The organism is Streptomyces sp. NPDC051738 (assembly GCF_044453205.1).
In the GTDB taxonomy this organism is placed as follows: Bacteria; Actinomycetota; Actinomycetes; order Streptomycetales; family Streptomycetaceae; genus Streptomyces.
This window is the reverse complement of sequence record NZ_JBITCM010000041.1, coordinates 16,834-36,811: the sequence shown is the minus strand read 5'-3', so window position 1 is coordinate 36,811 and position 19,978 is coordinate 16,834. Positions and strand designations below refer to the sequence as shown.

13 protein-coding genes are annotated in these 19,978 nt (G+C 71.8%); 3 read left to right on the top strand and 10 right to left on the bottom strand.

Annotated elements, in window-relative coordinates:
* The 3 genes from ACIA8X_RS46165 to ACIA8X_RS46155 all read left to right on the top strand — a co-directional run.
* A partial coding sequence (locus ACIA8X_RS46165) for a KR domain-containing protein (protein WP_399460755.1) occupies nucleotides 1-2,996 on the top strand: 2,996 nt, incomplete at its 5' end.
* Nucleotides 2,997-3,044: 48 nt separating this feature from the next.
* The gene (locus tag ACIA8X_RS46160; RefSeq protein ID WP_399460754.1) at nucleotides 3,045-9,494 is read left to right on the top strand and encodes a type I polyketide synthase; all 6,450 of its coding nucleotides are present in this window, start codon (nucleotides 3,045-3,047) and stop codon (nucleotides 9,492-9,494) included.
* A gap of 105 nt (nucleotides 9,495-9,599) precedes the next feature.
* Complete coding sequence (locus ACIA8X_RS46155; protein WP_393462580.1) at nucleotides 9,600-10,772, top strand: acyl-CoA dehydrogenase family protein; 1,173 nt, start codon at nucleotides 9,600-9,602, stop codon at nucleotides 10,770-10,772.
* A gap of 163 nt (nucleotides 10,773-10,935) precedes the next feature.
* On the opposite strand, the gene ACIA8X_RS46150 is transcribed toward ACIA8X_RS46155, so the two are convergent.
* The 10 genes from ACIA8X_RS46150 to ACIA8X_RS46105 form a co-directional block, all read right to left on the bottom strand.
* Nucleotides 10,936-11,139 carry a ferredoxin gene (locus tag ACIA8X_RS46150; RefSeq protein ID WP_393462582.1) on the bottom strand — a complete coding sequence of 68 codons (204 nt, stop codon included), beginning with the start codon at nucleotides 11,137-11,139 and terminating at the stop codon, nucleotides 10,936-10,938.
* A gap of 26 nt (nucleotides 11,140-11,165) precedes the next feature.
* Nucleotides 11,166-12,389, bottom strand: coding sequence for a cytochrome P450 (locus ACIA8X_RS46145; protein ID WP_399460753.1), 1,224 nt, complete (start codon nucleotides 12,387-12,389; stop codon nucleotides 11,166-11,168).
* Between the two features lie 144 nt (nucleotides 12,390-12,533).
* Nucleotides 12,534-13,970, bottom strand: a complete 1,437-nt coding sequence (locus ACIA8X_RS46140) for a flavin monoamine oxidase family protein (RefSeq protein ID WP_393462586.1) — start codon at nucleotides 13,968-13,970, stop codon at nucleotides 12,534-12,536.
* A 546-nt stretch (nucleotides 13,971-14,516) separates the two neighbouring features.
* Nucleotides 14,517-15,131, bottom strand: coding sequence for a hypothetical protein (locus ACIA8X_RS46135; protein WP_399460752.1), 615 nt, complete (start codon nucleotides 15,129-15,131; stop codon nucleotides 14,517-14,519).
* A gap of 25 nt (nucleotides 15,132-15,156) precedes the next feature.
* The gene (locus ACIA8X_RS46130) at nucleotides 15,157-15,687 is read right to left on the bottom strand and encodes a flavin reductase family protein (RefSeq protein WP_399460751.1); all 531 of its coding nucleotides are present in this window, start codon (nucleotides 15,685-15,687) and stop codon (nucleotides 15,157-15,159) included.
* Between the two features lie 57 nt (nucleotides 15,688-15,744).
* The gene (locus ACIA8X_RS46125) at nucleotides 15,745-16,629 is read right to left on the bottom strand and encodes a 3-hydroxybutyryl-CoA dehydrogenase (RefSeq protein WP_399460750.1); all 885 of its coding nucleotides are present in this window, start codon (nucleotides 16,627-16,629) and stop codon (nucleotides 15,745-15,747) included.
* Nucleotides 16,626-17,624 (bottom strand): 3-oxoacyl-ACP synthase III family protein, encoded by a 999-nt coding sequence (locus ACIA8X_RS46120; RefSeq protein ID WP_393462594.1) that lies wholly within the window; start codon nucleotides 17,622-17,624, stop codon nucleotides 16,626-16,628. The genes ACIA8X_RS46125 and ACIA8X_RS46120 overlap by 4 nt, the downstream gene beginning before the upstream one ends.
* Nucleotides 17,624-18,949, bottom strand: a complete 1,326-nt coding sequence (gene ccrA / locus ACIA8X_RS46115) for a crotonyl-CoA carboxylase/reductase (protein WP_399460749.1) — start codon at nucleotides 18,947-18,949, stop codon at nucleotides 17,624-17,626. Before ccrA ends, ACIA8X_RS46120 begins: the two co-directional genes overlap by 1 nt.
* Nucleotides 18,950-18,992: 43 nt before the next feature.
* Nucleotides 18,993-19,391, bottom strand: coding sequence for a YybH family protein (locus ACIA8X_RS46110; protein WP_393462598.1), 399 nt, complete (start codon nucleotides 19,389-19,391; stop codon nucleotides 18,993-18,995).
* Between the two features lie 76 nt (nucleotides 19,392-19,467).
* Nucleotides 19,468-19,890, bottom strand: coding sequence for a YybH family protein (locus ACIA8X_RS46105; RefSeq protein WP_399460748.1), 423 nt, complete (start codon nucleotides 19,888-19,890; stop codon nucleotides 19,468-19,470).
* Between the last annotated feature and the right edge of the window lie 88 nt (nucleotides 19,891-19,978).

Sequence of the window (19,978 nt, the reverse complement as noted above, 5' to 3'; positions counted from 1 at the left end):
ATGGTGTGCGGTGTCTGCGGGAGCTGGGTGTGACCCGTTTCGTCGAGTTGGGTCCGGACGGCACCCTCACCGCACTGACCCAACAAGCCCTCGACCACGACCAGGACGCCGCGGTCCTGCCCGCCCTGCGCCGCGACCGGCCGGAGACCGAGACCCTGGCCAGGGCCGTCGGCACGCTGCACATCTCGGGAGCACCGGTCGACTGGCAGGCGTACTTCGCCGGAACGGCGGCCCGCCCCGTCACACTGCCGACCTACGCCTTCCAACGCGCGCGGTACTGGATGCGCGCCGACCACGGAGCCTCCGGCGCGCAAGGACCGGGCGACACGGGCCACCCGCTGCTCGGCCACCGGACGGCCGTGGCGCACACCGGCGACCTGCTTTTCACCGCCCGTATCCTGCCCGACACCCACGACTGGACCGTCAATCACGCGGTCCTCGACACCCCGGTGCTGCCTCCCGCAGCCCTGGTGGAGGCGCTGAGCCGGGTGGCCGATCACGGCGACGCGGGCACCCTGCACCGTCTCACCGTGCGCAAGCCCCTGGTCCTCGCCGACGACGGAACGGCGGACCTGCAGATCGTCCTCCACGCCGACGACGGTGCGGGCCGGCGCCCCTTCTCGGTCCATCTCCGCTCCGACGACGCACGGTCCCCGTGGACGCTGCACGCCGACGGCGAGCTGGCGTCCGGCGACCAGCCGTCCGAGGCCGCCCGGCACGGCGCCGACCACGGCGAGGTCCGGCTCCCGGACGACCTGCTGCCCGACGCCGCCCGCTACGGACTTCACCCGGCACTCGTCGAAGAGGCCGTACGCGCCCTCCTCGGCCCGGCCCCCGCGGGCAGCACCCGGATCGCCGGAGAATGGCACGGCGTGCGCGTGCACGCCACGGGTGCCACCACGCTGCGCGTCCTGGCCGAACCCGGCGAGGGAGACGAGGTCTCCCTGCGTCTGCTCGACACCGCCGGGCAACCGGTGCTCACGGTCGACCGGCTCGCCTTCCGCGACGTGCCCGACGACGAGTTCGCGCCGCCCGGTGGCCGGGCCCTGCCGCTGTACGCCCTGGCCTGGCAGCCGCTCGACCCTCCGGCGCCCACCCCCCTCTCCGACGGCTGGGCCGTGATCGGCCCGCAGGACCTGCGGGATTCGCCCGGCATGGCAGACCTCGACGCGGTCAGGTTCCCGGACGTGCCCGCGCTCGCCGCCGCCGTGCGGGACGGGGCACCGATCCGGCAGCTCCTCGTCGAGTTCGGCGGCGGGGCCTCCGCCACACCGCGTCCCGCCGGGCAGGCGCTGACCTTCCTTCAGCAGTGGCTCGCCGAACCGACGCTGGAGGACACCCGCCTGGTCATCCGCACCCGGGGCGCCGTCGCCGTCGCGGCCGAAGGGGTCGCCGACCCGGACGCGGCCGCCGTCTGGGGACTGCTGAGGTCCGCTCAGGCGGAGGCTCCCGAGCGGATCGTGCTGCTCGACACCGACACCGACACCGACACCGACACCGACACCGACTCCGGCACCAACTCCGACACCGCTCCGCTGTCGGCCGGCGCGCTGTCCCACCTGCTGGCCTCCGGCGAACCCCAAGCCGCGCTGCGCACCGGCACCCTGTACGCGCCCCGGCTGCGCCCCGTCGCACAGGACGCCGTCCTGGACGCCGAGAGGGCCGGTGCGCCCGATGAGGAGGCGCACGGCACCGTGCTCGTGACCGGCGGTGCGGGACGCCTCGCCGACGTGTTCGCCCGCCACCTGGTCGCCGAACACGGCGTACGGCACCTCCTGATGCTGGACGACCCGGCCGACGGCACGGGGCCCGCGCCCGAACTGCTGCGGGACCTGGACGCGTCGGGGGCCGAGGTCATCGCCGTGTCCTGCGACCTCGCCGACCGTGCGGCCCTGCGGGCGGCACTGACCGCGATACCCGAGCACCGTCCGCTGACCATGGTCGTGCACATCGCCGACCCGTCCGACGACATCGCGCTGACCGACCTGACCGCCCAGCGCCTGGACACGGTGCTGCGATCCACGGCGGACACGGCCTGGCATCTGCACGAACTCACCCGCGAACTCGACCTCGCCGCCTTCGTGCTGTGCTCCTCCAGCGCGGGCACGATCGGTGCGCCCGCCCAGGCCGCCGATGCCGCGGCCGCCGCGTACCTCGACGGCCTCGCACGTCACCGCACGGCACTCGGCCTCCCCGCCAGGTCCCTGGCCCTCGGGCCGTGGGCGTCGCAGGGCGCCACCGGTGACACCGCGCCCGCCGAACACGACACCGCCCGTCTCCCCCTGCGCGAGCTGACGGTCCCGGACGCGACGAGCGCCTGCGACGCGGCGCTGCGCACCGGCCTGCCGGCGCTGGTCGCCGTGCGGCTGGACGGCACGGCACTGCGCGCCCACGCCCACCTGCCCGCCGTACTGAGCGACCTGGTCGGGACCTCGGGCCGGGCCCGCTCGGCGGGCACCACCGCCGACGCGCCGGCGCTGCGCCTGGAGGGCCTCACCGAGCAGGAGCGGTACCAGGCCGTGCTCGACCTGGTCCGGGCCGAATCGGCCGCGGTGCTCGGCCACGCGGACGCCGGCGCCGTCGCCCCCGACCGGGCCTTCCAGGAACTCGGCTTCGACTCCATGACCGCCGTCGAACTGCGCAACCGCCTCACCTCGCGGACCGGCATCGCCCTGTCGGCCACGCTCGCCTTCGACCACCCCTCACCCGCGGCGCTCACCGAGCACGTACTGGCGCGGCTCCTCCCGGAGCACCAGTCCGCACCCCACTCACCCGTGGACGCCGAACTGCGGCAGCTGGAAGCGCTGTTGGTGCGGGCACCCGAGGACGCGACGGAGCGCCGCGACATCGTCGTACGGCTCCAGACGCTCCTGTCCCGGCTGACCGAGGCGCACGACGAGGAGCCGTCCGCAGACCTGACGGGCCGTATCGAGGCGGCCTCGGCCGACGAGATCTTCGCCCTCATCGACGACCAACTGGGCGGATCCGCCGACTGATCCGGCAGATCACCGCCCCTCCGTACACAGAGGAACAAGAGGTTCCCCATGTCCACCATGTCCAACGAAGAGAAACTGCTCGACTACCTCAAAAAGGTCACCGCCGACCTGCAGAAGACCCGCCGGCGGGTCGCCGAGCTGGAGTCGGGCAGGAACGAGCCCATCGCCATCGTCGGTATGGCCTGCCGCTTCCCCGGAGCCGAGTCGCCGGACGATCTGTGGCAGCTGGTCATGGACGAGACCGACGCCATCTCGGAGTTCCCCACGGACCGCGGCTGGGACCTGGACAACCTCTACGACCCGGATCCCGCCAAGCCCGGCAGGACCCACGTCCGGCACGGCGGATTCCTCAAGGACGCCACCCGGTTCGACGCCGCCTTCTTCGGGATCTCCCCGCGCGAGGCCCTGGCCATGGATCCGCAGCAGCGGCTGCTGCTGGAGACGGCGTGGGAGGCGTTCGAGAGCGCCGGCATCGATCCGGCGGGCCTCAAGGGCACGCGAACCGGCGTGTTCACCGGGCTCGTCGAGCAGAGCTACCTCGGCCTGCCGACCCCTGCCGAGTTCGACGGCTACCTGATGACCAGCATGCTCAGCAGCATGGCGTCGGGTCGCATCGCCTACGTCCTCGGCCTCGAAGGCCCGGCGGTCTCGGTCGACACGGCGTGCTCGTCGTCGCTGACCGCCCTGCACCTCGCCGTGCAGTCACTGCGCTCCGGGGAATGCACGCTCGCGCTGGCCGGAGCGTCGTACGTGGCCGCGAACCCCGTCGGCCACATCGACTTCTCCCAGCAGCAGGGCCTCGCCGCCGACGGCCGGTGCAAGCCGTTCTCCGCGTCGGCGGACGGCATCGGCTGGTCGGAGGGTGTGGGGTTGCTGTTGGTGGAGCGGTTGTCGGATGCGCGGCGCAACGGTCATACGGTGCTCGCGGTGGTGCGGGGCAGCGCGATCAATCAGGACGGAGCGAGTAATGGGTTGACCGCGCCGAACGGTCCGTCGCAGGAGCGGGTGATTCGTGAGGCGTTGGCGAACGCGCGGCTGAGTGCGGCGGACGTGGATGCCGTTGAGGCGCATGGCACGGGTACGACGCTGGGTGATCCGATCGAGGCGCAGGCGCTGCTGAACACCTACGGTCAGGAGCGGCCTGGCGCGGATCGGCCGCTCCTGCTGGGGTCGTTGAAGTCCAACATCGGGCACGCTCAGGCCGCCGCGGGTGTGGGCGGCATCATCAAGATGGTCCAAGCCATACACCACGGCGTCCTGCCGAAGTCGCTGTACTCCGAGGAGCCGACCCCGGTCGTCGACTGGGAGGCGGGCGCGGTGGAGCTGCTGACCGAGGCCCGGCCCTGGCCCGAGAGCGGACGCCCCCGCCGCGCCGCCGTGTCGGCGTTCGGCGCCAGCGGCACCAACGCGCACGTCATCATCGAGCAGGCGCCCGCCGCGGACGAGACCGACGAGCCCGCGTCCGCCGACGGCACGCTCACCCCGCCGTGGGTCCTGTCCGCGAAATCCACCGAAGCGCTGCGCGACCAGGCCCGCAGGCTGCTGTCCCACCTGGAGGGCGCGGCCGACGCGCGGCCGTGGGACGTGGCCTACTCCCTGGCCGCCGGCCGCTCCCAACTCGGCCACCGGGCCGCCGTCATCGGCACCGGACAGGACGAGATACTCGCCGGTCTGCGTGCGCTGAGCACCGGCGAGAACTCGGCGCACGTGGTCACCGGACGGGTCGCCGAACCCGGCAAGACCGTCTTCGTCTTCCCCGGCCAGGGCGGCCAGTGGCCCGGCATGGCGGTGGAACTCCTGGACACCTCCGAGGTGTTCGCCGCGCAGATCCACGCCTGCGCCGAAGCGCTCGCGCCCTACGTCGACTGGTCCTTGGAGGACGTGCTGCGCCAGGCCGAGGGCGCTCCGTCGCTCGACCGGGTCGACGTCATCCAGCCCGTCTCCTTCGCGGTGACCGTGTCCCTGGCCGCGCTGTGGCGTGCGCACGGAGTCGAGCCCGCGGCCGTCGTCGGCTCCTCCCAGGGAGAGGTCGCCGCCGCCTACGTCAGCGGCGGTCTGACCCTGGAGGACGCGGCGCGCGTGGCGGCCGTCCGCAGCCAGGTCACCAGCGTCCTCGAAGGCCGCGGCGGCATCGCTTCCGTGGCCCTGTCCCGTGACGAACTCGCCGCCCGCATCGAGGGATGGGGCGACCGGCTGTCCATCGCGGTCATCAACGGTCCCGGGTCCACGGTCGTGTCCGGGGACCACGAGGCGCTGGAGAAGTTCGTCGAGGAGTGCAAGGCCGAGGGCATCCGCACCCGCCGCTTCCACGCCGACTACGCCTCCCACTCCGCCCAGGTCGAGGAGATCCGCGACCGGCTGCTGCACGACCTGGCACCCATACGCCCCCGGCAGGGCACCGTGCCCTTCTACTCCACGGTCACCGCCGGACCGCTGGACACCACCGAACTCGGCGCCGAGTACTGGTACCGGAACCTGCGCCGGCCCGTGGAGTTCGAGGAGACGACCCGCGCTCTGGTCGGCCACGGACACCACACCTTCGTCGAGGTCGGGCCCCACCCGGTGCTGGCCCCCGTTCTGGAGGACAGCCTCGACAACCCGGTCGTCGTCGGCACCCTGCGACGCGAGTCGGGCGGCCTGACACAGTTCCTGACCTCGCTCGCCAAACTGCACGTGGGCGGCGGAACCGTCGACTGGCCCACCCTCTTCGCCGGGCACGACGTGCGTCGCGTGCCCCTGCCCACCTACGCTTTCCAGCGCGAGCGCCACTGGTACGAGGCGTCCGTGGCCGCCGGCGACACGGGCCGCCTGGGCGTGGCCGCGGCCGACCACCCGCTGCTCGGCGCCGCCGTCGCCGTGGCCGCGTCCGGCGAGACCCTCCTCACCGGCAGGCTCTCCGCGCGCACCCACCCCTGGCTGGCCGAACACACCCTCCACGGCGCGACGGTGGCGGCACCCGCCCTGCTCGCGGAACTGGCGGTGCGGGCCGGCGACGAACTGAGCCTCGACGCCGTCGACGAACTCACCGTCCACGAGCCCTTGGTGCTTCCCGAACAGCAGGGAACGCAGATCCAGATCGCCGTGGCCGATGCGGACGCGTCCGACGCGCGCGCCTTCACCGTGCACGCCCGGCCCGACGGCGGCGACGTGACCTGGCAGCGCATCGCTTCCGGGCGGCTCGGCCGGAACGGCAGCGGCGGCGCCGACGAGCTGACCCAGTGGCCGCCGGCCGGCGCCCGGGCGCTCTCGCCGGACGACATCCGCGAGCAGCTCGGCGACGGCCACCCGACCTCCGTCTGGCAACGCGGCGACGAGGTGTACGCGGAGGTCCGGCTGCCCGACGAACTGCAGCGCCAGGCCCTGGACTTCGCCCTCCACCCCGTACTGCTGCAGGCCGCGCTGCGGCCGCTGCCGCTCGCCGTGGACCCGGCCGGAGCGGCCGGGGCGTGGCTCGCCACCCGCTGGCGGGGCTTCCGCCTGCACGCCACCGGCGCCGCCGCCCTGCGGGTACGCATCCGCCCCCTGGGACCCGACACGGTGACCGTGACCGTCGCCGACCAGCAAGGACGGCCGCTGGCCACGATCGAATCGCTCACCGCGCGCGCCGTCACCCCCGACGAACTGGGCCGCAGTGCCGCCCGTGTGCAGGACGACCTGCTGCGCGTCGGCTGGCGGCACCTCCGGCTCACCGCCGACGAGGAGCCCCTCACCCTGGTGCAGCTGGACACCGACCGCTTCGACGCGGCACCGGCGGCAGACCTGGACGCCGTCGGCGCGGCCGTCGCCGGGCCCCGTCCCCCGGCCGCCGTCCTGTCCTGGCACGCCGCACCCGCGGACGGTGACCCCGTGCGCGCCGTGTACGACGCCACGCACCGGGCCCTGGAACTGGTCCGGCGCTGGCTCGCCGACGACCGGCTGGAGAACGTGCCGCTGGTCCTGGTCACCCGGGGCGCCGTCGCGGCCGGCGACGAGGACGTCACCGATCTCGCGGCCGGGGCCGTGTGGGGTCTGCTCCGCTCCGCGCAGGCGGAGTCGCCCGGCCGGTTCGTCCTCGTCGACATCGACGGTGACGAGGCCTCCCGAGCGGCACTGCCCGCCCTCATCCGCTCCGGCCAGGCCCAAGCCGCCCTGCGCGCCGGCCGGGCCCTCGTCCCACGCGTGGCACGCGTCGACGAACCGGCCGCCGACACCGTGCCCGGCGGCACCTGGAACCCGGACGGAACCGTTCTGATCACCGGCGGCACCGGCACCCTGGGCGCCCTGTTCGCCCGGCACCTGGTTGTCGAACACGGCGTACGGCATCTGCTGTTGACCAGCCGCAGCGGCCCCGCCGCGCCCGGCGCCGGCGACCTGCGTGACGCGCTCACCGCACTAGGAGCCGAGGTCACCGTCGCCTCCTGCGACACCGCCGACCGCGAAGCCCTCGCCGAACTGCTCGCGGCCATCCCCGCCGACCGGCCCCTGACCGGTGTCGCGCACGCGGCGGGTGTCCTCAGCGACGGCCTCATCACCGCGCTGAGCCCCGAACGGCTCGACGCCGTGCTGCGCCCCAAGGTCGACGCCGCCTGGCATCTGCACGACCTCACGCGGGACCTCGACCTCTCGGCGTTCGTGCTGTTCTCCTCGCTCTCCGGGGTGATCGGCAGCGCGGGCCAGTCCAACTACGCCGCCGCCAACTCCTTCCTCGACTCGCTGGCCCTGCACCGCAAGGCCCACGGGCTGCCGGCGACCTCCGTGGCCTGGGGCCTGTGGGAGCAGCTGAGCACGATGGCCGCCGGCCTCGACGAGGCGGACGTGGACCGCATCGTCCGCTCCGGCTTCGGCCTCGTGGCCTCCGACCGAGGGCCCGCCACCCTGGACCTCGCGCTGCGCCTCGGCCACGCCACCCTGGTCGGCGTCCCCGTCGACGTGGCCACCCTGCGCGAACACCCCACCCGAGCCCCCCTGCTCTTCGCGGACCTGGCCCGCACCCCGCTGCGCCGCAGCGCACACGACGGTGCCCTCGGCGCGGCCTCGCTGGCCACCCTCCTGGAGGGACGCTCCGAGGAGGAGCGCTACCGCATCGTCCTCGACGTGGTCCGCGCCGAGGTGGCCGCGGTACTCGGCCACCCCGACCCCGGCGCCATCGGCGCGGAGCATCGCTTCACCGAGCTGGGCTTCGACTCGCTCACCTCCGTCGAACTCCGCAACCGCCTGAGCGAAGCGGTGGGTAGCCGGATGCCGGCCAGCCTCGTCTTCGACCGGCCCACCCCCGGCCTGCTCGCCGCCCACCTGTGCGCCGAGGTGCTGCCCGGCGGGGACCCGGCGTCGGCACCGGCGCCGGAGACCGACTTCGCCGCGGAGATCACCCTCGCGGAGGACATCCGACCCGCCGACGAGGTGGTCCGCGTCACCGCGAACCCCCGGGAGGCGCTGCTCACCGGCGCCACCGGCTTCCTCGGCGCCTTCCTGCTTCGCGACCTCATGGCGACGACCAAGGCGACCGTGCACTGCCTGGTCCGGGCCGCCGACGAGGACGAGGCACTGCGGCGCCTGAAGGCCAACCTCGAGTGGTACCGCATCTGGGACGAGGTCGACCCGGACCGGCTCCGCGTCGTCGTGGGCGACCTGGCCGCACCCCGGCTCGGTCTCGACGAGGACCACTTCGACCGGCTCGCCCGGACCGTCGACGCCGTCTACCACGCCGGGGCGGCGGTCAACTGGATCCAGCCGTACCCCACGCTGCGCGCGGCGAACGTCACCGGCACGCAGGAACTGCTGCGGCTCGCCGCCCGGCACCGCACCGTGCCCCTGCACCACGTCTCGACCACCGGCGTCTTCCCCGGGCCGGTCACAAGGGGCGTGCCCCTGGAGGTGACCGACCCGACCGGACCCGGCCGGGCACTGCCCAACGGCTACACGCAGAGCAAGTGGGTGGCCGAGCGGATCATCGACCTCGCACGCGACCGGGGACTGCCGGTGAACGTCTACCGCGTCGACCAGGTCGCCGGAGACCAGGCCAACGGCGCCTGCCAGACCCGGGACTTCGTGTGGCTCACCGTCAAGGGCATCCTCCAGGCGGGCTGTGCCCCCCGGGACCTGCCCGGCGTGTTCCGGCTGATGCCGGTCGACTACGCCAGTGCCGCCCTGGTGGCCCTGTCGCGGGCGGAGTCCGCCGCGGGAGACACCTTCCACCTCTACAACGACAGCCACGTGACGCTGGAGCGGATCGTGAGCCGGCTGCGCATCGCCGGCCACCAGGTGAGCGAGATCGCCCAGGCCGACTGGTTCGACCTGATCAGGGCCGGCGCGGACAACGCCATCGCCCCCCTGCTGGACGCCGTAGAACTGCTCATCGAGGACAGCGAGTCCTTCTACCCGGCGATCTCCACCACCCGCACGACCACCGCCCTCGCCGGCACCGGCATCGACTGCCCGCCGGTTTCGGACGAACTCCTGGACACCTACATCGAGTTCTTCGCGCGAAGCGGCTACTTTCCGGCCCCCGCACAAGGCTGACGCCCCGCCGGGCGGCAGATCACGGAACGGACCGGGTCCGCGGAATTACCGCCCCGTGAGTGCCGCCCGGAAAACTCACGGGTGCCATCGAAACGAGGAGACAGCATGACCCGTACGGATATCGAAGCCGCATCCGTCCTGGAGGCGGTGCGGGCAGTGGTGCCGACACTCCGGGAAAACGGAAAGGACGGTGAGGACCGCCGCTGGATCGCCGACGAGAACGTCGAAGTCCTGGCCAAGGCGGGCGTTTTCAGGACCGGTGTGCCCAAGCGGTTCGGCGGCCTGGAATTCTCCGTACCCCAGCAGATCGACCTGCTCCTCGAGATTTCCCGTGGCTGCGGATCCACCGGCTGGGTGTGCGAGGGCTGGATCACCGGAGCCTGGATGATCCGGCTCTTCTCCGAACAGGCACAGCAGGAGGTGTACGCCGGCGGCAGCGCCCGTGTCTCCGGCGGGTTCACGCCGTCCGGCACGCTGGTGCCGACCGAGGGCGGCTACCTCCTCAACGGCCGCTGGAGGTTCACCACCGGCTGTCGCGGCGCCGACTGGAACCTGGCCGCCACCAACCTCCATCTGCCCGACGGTTCGGTGCGCCAGGCCCTCACGGTGCTGCCGATCGACGCCCTCACCCTTGAGGACGACTGGCACACCATGGCGGCCGCCGGCACCGGCAGTTCGACGACCGTCGCCACCGACGTCTTCGTCCCCGAACACCGCGTCGTCGACATGGAGGAGGCCTTCACCACGGGCGGCGGCGGCCCCACCGGCCCCGGTGAAGGCCGGGACTACGGGCTGATCAGCGTCGTGATGGCAGAGTCCACCGCCACCCTGATCGGCATGGCCCAGGGGGCCTACGAGCTGTTCCTCGAGCGGGTGCACCGGCCGATCTCCTACACGCCGTGGCAGGACCAGGCCGAACACCCCCTCACCCAGGTCCAGGTGGCCACCGCCGCCGCCCAGATCGCCGCGGCACGGGCACTGCTCGCCGGGCAGGCGGACGTCGTCCAGCGGCGCGCCGACGCCGGGGAGAAACTCAGCCCCGAGGAGCGGGCCACCCTGCGGGGCATCTGCGGCTACGCGGTGCAGCTGGCCAAGGAGGCCACCCACGCGCTGTTCACCGCCAGCGGCGCCTCGGCGATCCAGCGCGGCCTGCCCATCCAGCGGTTCTTCCGCGACGTCCAGGGCATCTCGATGCACGCCATGATGACGCCCGACGCCAACCTGGAGGTGTACGGGAGGGTCCTGCTCGGCCTGGAGCCGAACACGCCGTTCCTCTGACAGCCGGGGCACCACCGACGAGTCGGCCTCCACGACATCCGGTCGTGGAGGCCGACTCATGTGCGCTGCACCCGCCGCGAGGCACCCTGGACCCGCCCGCACCGCGGCGCGGCATGACGAAACGCCCGTACCACGCGGTGGTACGGGCGTCCGGTGTCGTCACTCAGGCCGAATCCAGCACGGCGACGGCCGCGCCGGGGCAGCAGGCGGCCACGTCCTCGGCGAACTCGATGTCGTCGGCCTCGGTGAGGTCACCCCGCACCGGCTCGCCCAGGCCGTCCTCGGTGAGCCGGAACAGAGCCGGATGCATGGCGGCGCACAGCCCGGAGGCCACGCACGCCTTCTGGTCGACTTGAAGGATCGCCACGATGTCCCCTTCCGAACGGTGGCCGCTCACCGCTTCCCGTCGCCGTGCAGATGGACCGGGAACGAGCTGATGCTGCGCACCAGCCACATCTCGTCGTAGCGCAGCTCCTCGGCGGGCACCGCGAGGCTCATGTCGGGGAACCGCCGCATGATCGCGGGGATGGCGACCGCCGCCTCCAGCCGGGCGAGCGCGGCTCCCAGACAGTTGTGCAGGCCGTGCCCCAGCCCCACGTGCCGCGGGCCGGTACGGGTGATGTCGAGCCGGTCGGCGTCCGGCCAGCGGCGCGGATCCCTGTTGGCCGACCCGACCGCCGGTATCACCGGAGCGCCCGCGGGCAGTGACACCCCCGCGAACTCCAGGTCCTCCTTGGCGAACCGGAAGAAGCCCACCGCGACACCGCCGTTGAAGCGCAGGAACTCCTCCAGCGCCGTGTCCTTCAGCTCGGGACGCTCCAGGAGCAGCCTGCGCTGGTCGGGCCGTTCCAGCAGGGACAGGACGGACGTCCCGATCAGGTTCCGGGTGGTGTCCAGGCCGGCCATGATCAACACGGCGATCATGGCGACGAGTTCGGTCTCGTCGAGCCGGTCGTCGCCGTCCCGGGCCTCGATCAGCGCGGATGCCAGGTCGTCCGCGGGGTTGCCGCGCTTGTGGGCGATGAGTCCGCGGCCGTACTCCGCGATCTCCTCGAACGCCCGCCGATTGGCGTCCTCGTCCTCCGGATCGGTGTGGAACGCACGCTCGATGGCATGGATCATCTCGTTGAAACGGTCGAGCGGGAAGCCGAGGATGTTGCCCATCAGCGCCGCCGGGATCGCGCCCGCGTAGTCCATGACGTCGGGCTGGTCCTGCTTCTCCAGACGATCCAGCTCCGCCTCGACCACCGCGTGGGTCGGCTCCTCCCACTGCGCGATGCGCCGCGGCGTGAAGGTGCTCATCGCCAGTCGGCGCACGCGCGTGTGGTCCGGCGGATCGAGCATCGTGATGATCCGCTCGATCGCCGTGCCCTTGCCCACCGCCATTCCGCCGTCGACGAACTCCTTGCTCGCCCAGGCCGGGTTGGTGCTGAACCGAGGATCCCCCAGGAGCTGCTGTACATCGTCGAAGCGTGTGGCTATCCACAGCGGAATGTCGCCGACGGGAAAGCGGAACTGGTGCATCGGAGAATTCTCGCGAAGCCATTCCAGCGTGGGATACGGGTTTTGGTAGTACTCGTACCCGAACAGTTCGGTGGGCGGTGCTGGTGCCGTCATCGAATAGCCTCTCGCCTGAGTTGGGGACACATGTGCCCGGGCCGACCGGAAACCGGTGAACACGCTAAGGCGAGCGGCCCAGGGCACAGTCACGCGTCGGTAATCAGGGAGCCGCGCGCACCTAAGGCGGCGCCGGCCCCCGGATCACCCGCCGAGGATTTCGGCCACCTGGGCCGCCGCGGTGAATCCGGTCTCGATGGCACCGTCCATGAACCCGTGCCAGCCGTTGGCTATGTCGCCGGTGGCGAACGCCACCCGGCCCCGGGGCTGCTGGACCGACCTGAGCGGACCGGTCAGCACCCCGGGCCGCCGTACCGCCCAGCCGCCACGGGAGTACGGGTCACGGCCCCAGTGCTGTGCCTTCACCGCCACGACCTCGATGCCGGGCACGGCCTTGCGCAACTCGGCCTGCAACGCCGCGGTGTTGGTCGGGTCGAAGGTGGAGTTGGCCGAGAAACCGATCATGATGTTGCCGTCCGCGCGTTCCTTGAAGGGCACCACGTTCAGCAGGGGCGCGCCCGCCTGGCCCTCCACGTAGAAGCGACCGAGGTCCGCGCCCCGCACGTGCATGAGGAACTTCTGGGAGGTCCGTACGCCCAGGCCGTCCGTGGACAGCTTGGTGTACTCGGCGGGCAGCCCCGGGGCGAAGGCGATGGTGTTCCAGGCGTTCACGGGCACGGCGACGACCACGGCACGCGCGGTGTACGTCTTGCCGGCGCGCGTGGTCACCTTCACCTTGCGGCCGTCGTCCGTGACGGACGCCACCGGCGAGCGCAGCACCGGTGTGACCCCGGAGTCGTCGAGGATCGCCTTGACCAGGGCGGTCGACCCCGCTTCCGGGCGGTCGGTGTTGACGCTCATGTAGCCGTCGAAGCTCCAGCCGGACAGGGACCACCAGTGGGCGACGCACGCGAGACCGACCGTCGACGCCGAACCGGTCAGCCCACCGACGGTGTTGCTGATCAGCAGTTCGTCGTCCGCGCTGTAGCGCAACTGGTCGAGCCGGTCGCGCATCGACAGGGCGTCGACCGGACGCACCAGGTCCTCGCGGTACAACGGCTCGAAGGGACGCGGGAAGTAGTCGCGCGAGCCGTCGAAGAACGGGGTGATCAGTTCCGACTGTCGTGCGTACACCTCCGCGAGGGGCATCTCACGAAAGCCGGTCGCCGAGGGCAGGAAGGCACGGGTCGGCGCGGCGTCCGAGACGATACGCATGCGGTAGCGCTCGATCTCCGCCCAGACATGCTTCTGCTTGCGGTCGACCCAGGTTCCGCCCATCTCGACCTGTTCGCCGGCGAACGAGGAGGTCCACACGCGGCCGCCGATGCGGTCACGGGCCTCCAGTACCCGCACGCTCAGTCCCTTGGCCGTGAGTTCCCGAGCGGCGGTGGCACCCGCGAAACCGGCGCCGATGACGACGACATCGGTGGCCGCGTCCTCGGGACCGTCGGCACGGGCGGCGTTCAGCGTGACGGCGCCGACTCCGGCCGCCAGCGCGGTGGCCCCGGTGGCCTTCAGAATCATTCGGCGCGAGGCCGCATGCCTCGGTCCGGAACCGGGAAGGTTGTCTGCAGCGTTCATGGTGCCTTCCTTGGTGACCCCGTCCCAAGACGACGGGGAGAGGTGGCGAGCTGTGTGGACGACGTGATGTCCCGACGCGAGCTGCGGCCGAATGCACCTGCGTCGGGCATCGCGTGTGTGGGGGGGGGAAGGATCCGCGTCGGCACGTTGCTCGTCACCGGGGCGGGGACCGGGAGACGGACGCGACGGGCGGCCGTATGGGACACGTCGGAACAGCGGTCACCCGCGCAGGGGTGGGGTTCCGGGCATGGTGAACGGCGCCTTGGACACGGACTGTTGGGCCGGGCGGCGGCGACGCGCCGCCCGCGCATGCTGTCAGAGGTGCTGGATCGCAGCCCGTGGCGCGCAGATCGAGACCATGGCTGTCCTGTCTCCCTTCGATTCCCCCGTTGGCGCCCGTGCACGGTCCCGCACCGGTGGGTACGGGAACACGGGCCGACCCCGCCGGCTTGCGTCGCGCCGCAGGATCCGAACCCACCTTACGGGTGAGGAATTCGGCCATTGCCATCGTGCGGTAACGGCCCGGTAATCGAGGGAGATCCTGGCTCAGGAACGACTGGTGCTCGTCAGCGCCGCGCGCGTGGACCGGCCCAGTTCACGTGCCAGGGAGTGCAGGTGCTCGGGGGCGTCGGCGGGGTGCGGACGCTCGGCGAGGACGAGGACCAGACATTCCAGGACCAGCGCCGACACCAGCGCCCGGTGCCGAGCCGACAGCTTCGTACGGCCGCCTCGGACGGAGCGCCCCGCCGGGCGGCGCCCGGCGTCGAGCGTGCCGAGCAGCACCCTGCGGGCCTCGTGGGAGAGGGCCGAGCGCAGGGTGCTGTCACGGCGTTCCGCCGTGCTGAGCGCGCGGGCGAGAGACGCCTCGAAAGCGGTCAGCACGGCGGTCGCGAAGGGAGCGGCCGACTCGGCGCCCGGCTCCGTGCCCGGCTCCCGTCGGCCGACGGGCGGCGGGTCGACGGCGGTGCGTTCGGGGGGCGGGCCGTCGGCCGGAAGGGGGTCGGCGGCGGTACGTCCGGCGGGGGAGGGGTCGGCCGCGGTGCGCTCGCGCTGGGCCGTCGCCCGCGCCAACCCCTCGGTGAGGGCCTCGGTGAACCAGCGCCCCGCGGCGGCCGCGTCCACCACGCCGAGGCTGTCCCCGGCTTCGATCCCGGTACGCATGGCTGCTCATCCCCCCGGCGGTCACTCAGTGACGGGGCACGGTGTGCTGGAACCGGCCACCGAAGAAGAGCAGCCCGGCGTCGGTCGATCCGGTGCGCGCGCCGGCCACGTCCCCGATGAATATCGAGTGGTCCCCCGAGTCGTGGAACTCGGACAGCTCGCACTCCAGCCAGGCCAGCGCGCCCCGCAACAGCGGTGCCCGCGTCAGCGGGCCGGGCTCCCAGTCGACCCCGTCGAACTGCTCGGCGCCAAGCGGCCGGTTCTTGTCCGCGAAGTGCCGTGCCAGGCCCTCGTGGTCCGCGCTGAGCACCGACACGCCGAAACGCCGTTCCGCCGTGATCGCCTTGTGCATCACCGCGCTGTGGGACACACAGCACAGCACGGTGGGCGGGGTGAGGGAGACGGAGCTGAAGGCGTTGGCCGTCATCGCGTGGATGTGGTCGCCGCCGACGCTCAGCACGACGACACCGGTCGCGAACCGCGACATCGCCTCGCGCAGCTCGGCCGGCGTCGCCCGGAGCGCCTCGGCGCCCTCCGAGGCGGTCGTGGAACTCATCCTGAAACCTCCGGGAGACTGTGACGAGGAACGTGGGGACCGGTGCCGCCGGCCCGGTCAGTCGGCATACGAGTAGAAGCCCTGCGCCGTCTTGCGCCCGAGCATGCCGCCCTCCACCATGCGCACGAGCAGCGACGGCGGTGCGTACAGCGGTTCCTTGAACTCCTCGTACAGCGAGTCCGCGATCGAGGCGACGACATCCAGTCCGATCAGGTCCGCGAGCTGCAGCGGGCCCATGGGGTGGGAGCAGCCCAGCCGCATGGCCCGGTCGATGACCTCGGCGGTGGCCCATCCCGACTCCACCATGCGCACGGCGGCCAGCAGATACGGGATCAGCAGCGCGTTGACGACGAAGCCGGCCCGGTCCTCGGTACGGATCACCTGCTTGCCGAGAACGTCCGTCACGAAGCGCTCGGTACGATCGCGGACCTCCTCCTCGGTCAGCAGCGACCCCGTCAGCTCCACCAGCGGCAGCACCGGCACCGGGCTGAAGAAGTGGACTCCGACCACCCGCTGGGGGCGGCCGGTGGAACGGCCCAGCCGCATGATGGGCAGGGAGGAGGTGTTGGAGGCCAGGATCGCCTCCGGATCCTTGACGATCGTGTCCAGGCGGGCGAACAGCTCCACCTTGGCGCTCTCGTCCTCGCGGATGGACTCGATGACGAACTGCCGGTCGGCCAGCTCGTCCAGGTCCGCCGTCAGGTAGATACAGGCCAGGGCGGCATCCCGTTGCTCCAGGGTCAGCTTCCCCTTGCCCACCGCCCGGTCGAGCGACGCCTCGATGCGCCGGCGTCCCGGGGCGACGGACTCCGGACGCGAGACCACCACGGTCACGTCCAGGCCCGCCTTCGCGCAGATCTCGGCTATCCCGGCGCCCATCTGGCCGCAGCCGACGACACCCACCCGGTGGATGCCCGGCGCGTTCTGCACAGTCGTGGTCATGCTGTCACTCCCCAGCGGATGAGGCCGGCGCCCATCGACATGCCGCCGCCGAAACCCGCGAGCAGCACGATGTCGCCCTCGTTGAGATGGCCTTGTCGATTGGCCGTATCGAGCGTCACGGCGACGGCGGCGTTGCCCGGATTTCCGTACCGGTCGAGAGTCCGGTGGGTCATGGCGGCCTCCAGGCCGGACCGCTCGACGATCTGCGCGAGCATGACCCCGTTGGGCTGGTGGGGCACGAAGTGGTCGATGCGGTCCCGGGACACACCCGCACGCCGGCACAACGTCTCGACGAGGCCGGGAAAGTTCTCCAGGACGAAGTCCCGCACCGCGCGGCCCTCCATGCGGAAGAAGTGCGAGCCCTCCCGCAGGGTCCGCTCGGACGCCGGCAGACGGCTGCCGCCCGCCTCGACCCGGATCAGCCGGTGGCCGTCGCCCCGGCTGGCCAGCTCCACGTCGATGAAGCCGTGAGGTGGCTCGACCTCCCCGACCACGGCGGCGCCCGCCCCGTCCGCCATCAGCACGGCCGTACGCCGGTCCGTGAAGTCCAGGATCCGCGAGTACACATCGGCGCCGATGACGAGTGCCCGGCCTCCCGGGCGTCCGGCGAGCAGCCGGCGCGCGATCTCGAGTGCGTAGACGAAGCCGCTGCACACGACATTGACGTCGAAGCACACCGCGGCATGGGCGTCCAGACCCCGCTGGACGTGGTACGCCGTCGGGGGCTGGGGGGAGTCCGGCGTGGAGGTGGACACGATGAGGTAGTCGATGTCGCCGGCCGTCAGTCCCGCCGACTCCAGAGCGCGTTCGGCGGCCCGTACCGCCAGGTCCGAGGTCGCCTCGTGGGGCGCGGCGAAACGCCGGGCGGTGATGTGGGTGCGCTCCTCGATCCACTGCGGGCTGACTCCCACCCGGGCGGCGATCTCGTCGTTGCCGATCTCGTCCTTGGGAAGGTAGGAGCCCGTGGCCAGGATCCCGATGGGCCGCTCGTCCATCACAGGCTCCGCAGTGGATTGAGCGCGTTGGCGCCGATCCTCTCCCGCAGCTGCGGGTCGGTGACCCCGAGGCCTTCCTGGGGGGCCTGGCACAGCACGGCGACCTTGCCGAGGTGCTGGTTGGTCTGCACGAGTCGGGCCGCCTCGCCCACCTCGTCCAGGGTGTACACCGACGAGAGCACGGGGGCGATCTTGCCGAGCGCGACCAGCCGGTTCAGCTCGGCCTGTTCCTGGAGGTTCGCGGCGTGACTGCCGATGATCCGCTTGGAGTTCATCCACAGATAGCGGTTGTCGTAGGTGTGCTGATAGCCGGTGCTGGAGCCGCACGTGACCACGGTGCCGCCGCGGCGTACGACGAACACCGAGACCCCGAACGTGGCGCGGCCTATGTAGTCGAAGGCGACGCTGGGGTCCTCGCCGACCTCGCGGCGGATGAACCGCCCCAGGCGCTTGCCCTGCTCGATGGTCTCCTCGGGCGTCGTCGCGTCGCCCAGGCCGATCTCGGCCCGGTTGACGATGACATCACAGCCCAGGGCGCGCAGGGCCTTCGCCTTCTGCTCGGAGCCGACCACTCCGACCGGGATCCCGCCGGCCTGCTTGACCAGTTGCACCGCGAACGCCCCGAGGCCACCGGTCGCGCCCCAGATCAGCACCACGTCACCGAGCTTGATGCGGGCGCCCTTGTCGCTGATCAGCATGCGGTAGGAGGTCGCCGCGGTGAGCAGCACACCGGCCGACTCCTCCCAGGTCAGATGACCCGGCTTCGGCAGTAGCTGACTGGCCTTGACCACGGTGTACTCGGCGAGGCCGCCGAAGTTCGTCTCGTATCCCCAGATGCGCTGCTCGGCACCCAGCATGGCGTCCGCGTGCGTGGCCGGCTCGTGGTCGTCCACCTGGACGCAGGAGACGACGACGTGGGCGCCCGGGCGCCAGCGCCGCACGGCGGAGCCGGCCCGCACCACGACGCCGGAGGCGTCCGAGCCGATCACCTGGTACGGCAGGTCGTGCCGGGCGGCGTGGCCGCCCTGGCGGCCGAAGCGCTCCAGGAACCGGAAGGTCGGCACCGGTTCGAAGGTGGCGGACCACACCGTGTTGTAGTTGATCGCGCCGGCCATGACCGCCACCAGCACCTCGTCCGGCGCCAGTTCCGGCATGGCCACCGGGCCCACCCGGATGGACCGGCGTACGTCCTTGTCCTGCGCTCCCTCGAACATGCCGACGTCCTCGGCGCGCAGATGGGCGGCGTCGAAATGGTCCGGCAGCTCCTCGCGCGCAAGAACCTCCTCCGGAGCACCCGAAAGGAGAGCCTCGGTCAGAGAATCCATCGTGATCCGTTCTCGTGAGATGGGGTCTGAGGGGCGACAGGCCCTAGGCGTTCGGGGTGTGCATCACCGGGCGGTCGATCGCCATGATCCACTTGCCGTTCTCGTCCCGCACGAGCACGTCCGTGCACCGGCCGTCGAGCTTCTCGGGGGAGCCGTCCGCGCCCACGGCCTCCACCGAGAAGTCCACGATCAGCAGCATCGTGTCGCCCGTGCGGTAGGTCCGCCGCACCGTGGCGGTCAGCTTCGGCTTGGTGGCGAGGAACTCCGTGATGGCCTGGGTGCGCTCGGGGCCGGTCAGCGTCCTGCCGGTGAGGTTGGAGATCGCGTCCGACCGGTACAGCTGGTCGAAGACGGCGCCCTCACCGGAGTTGAAGGCGTCGGTGAACACGTCGTTCTGCTGGTGCGGGTCGTCGGTGAGGGTGAGGTCCAGGGCCTGGCTCATGGTCGGGCTTCCTCGCTTCATGGTCGGAGTGCGGGCAGCCGGCGCGGCCGCCGGGACGGGGTGGGGGAGGGGCGGGTCAGATGTCGGTGCCGTAGGGGTTGTCGATGGCGAAGCGCCACTGGCCGTCGCCGCCGCGCCGCAGCACGTCCACGCCGACGCCCTGTTGGCGCTCGGTGCCCTGCGGCGTGGGGATGTCGATCGTCCAGTCCACGGCGAGCAGCGCGGTGTCGGAGATGACGTACGACTCGAGAATCTCGATCTTCATCACCGGCTGCTGCGCCAGATATTCGGCGAGTCCGGCCCTGCGTTCCGCGCCGCTCACCGGCTTTCCCTTTTCCCAGACGGAGACCGCGTCCTCGGTATAGAGCCGGTCAACTGCGGCCGGGTCGCCCGAGTTGAAGGCACGAACGTAGTTCTCGGCGTGCGCGAGGACTTCTTTGGTCAGCTCGTCGCTGGCTACGGTCATGGTGATACCGCTCCCATTCTTGGTGAATTCCACGCCGCTGTGTCTTCGGCGTGGTTGAACCATGGAACTGCGAAAGCGCCGTCACACGGTATGGTCGGCCGTTCCATCAACCGGTCATCGA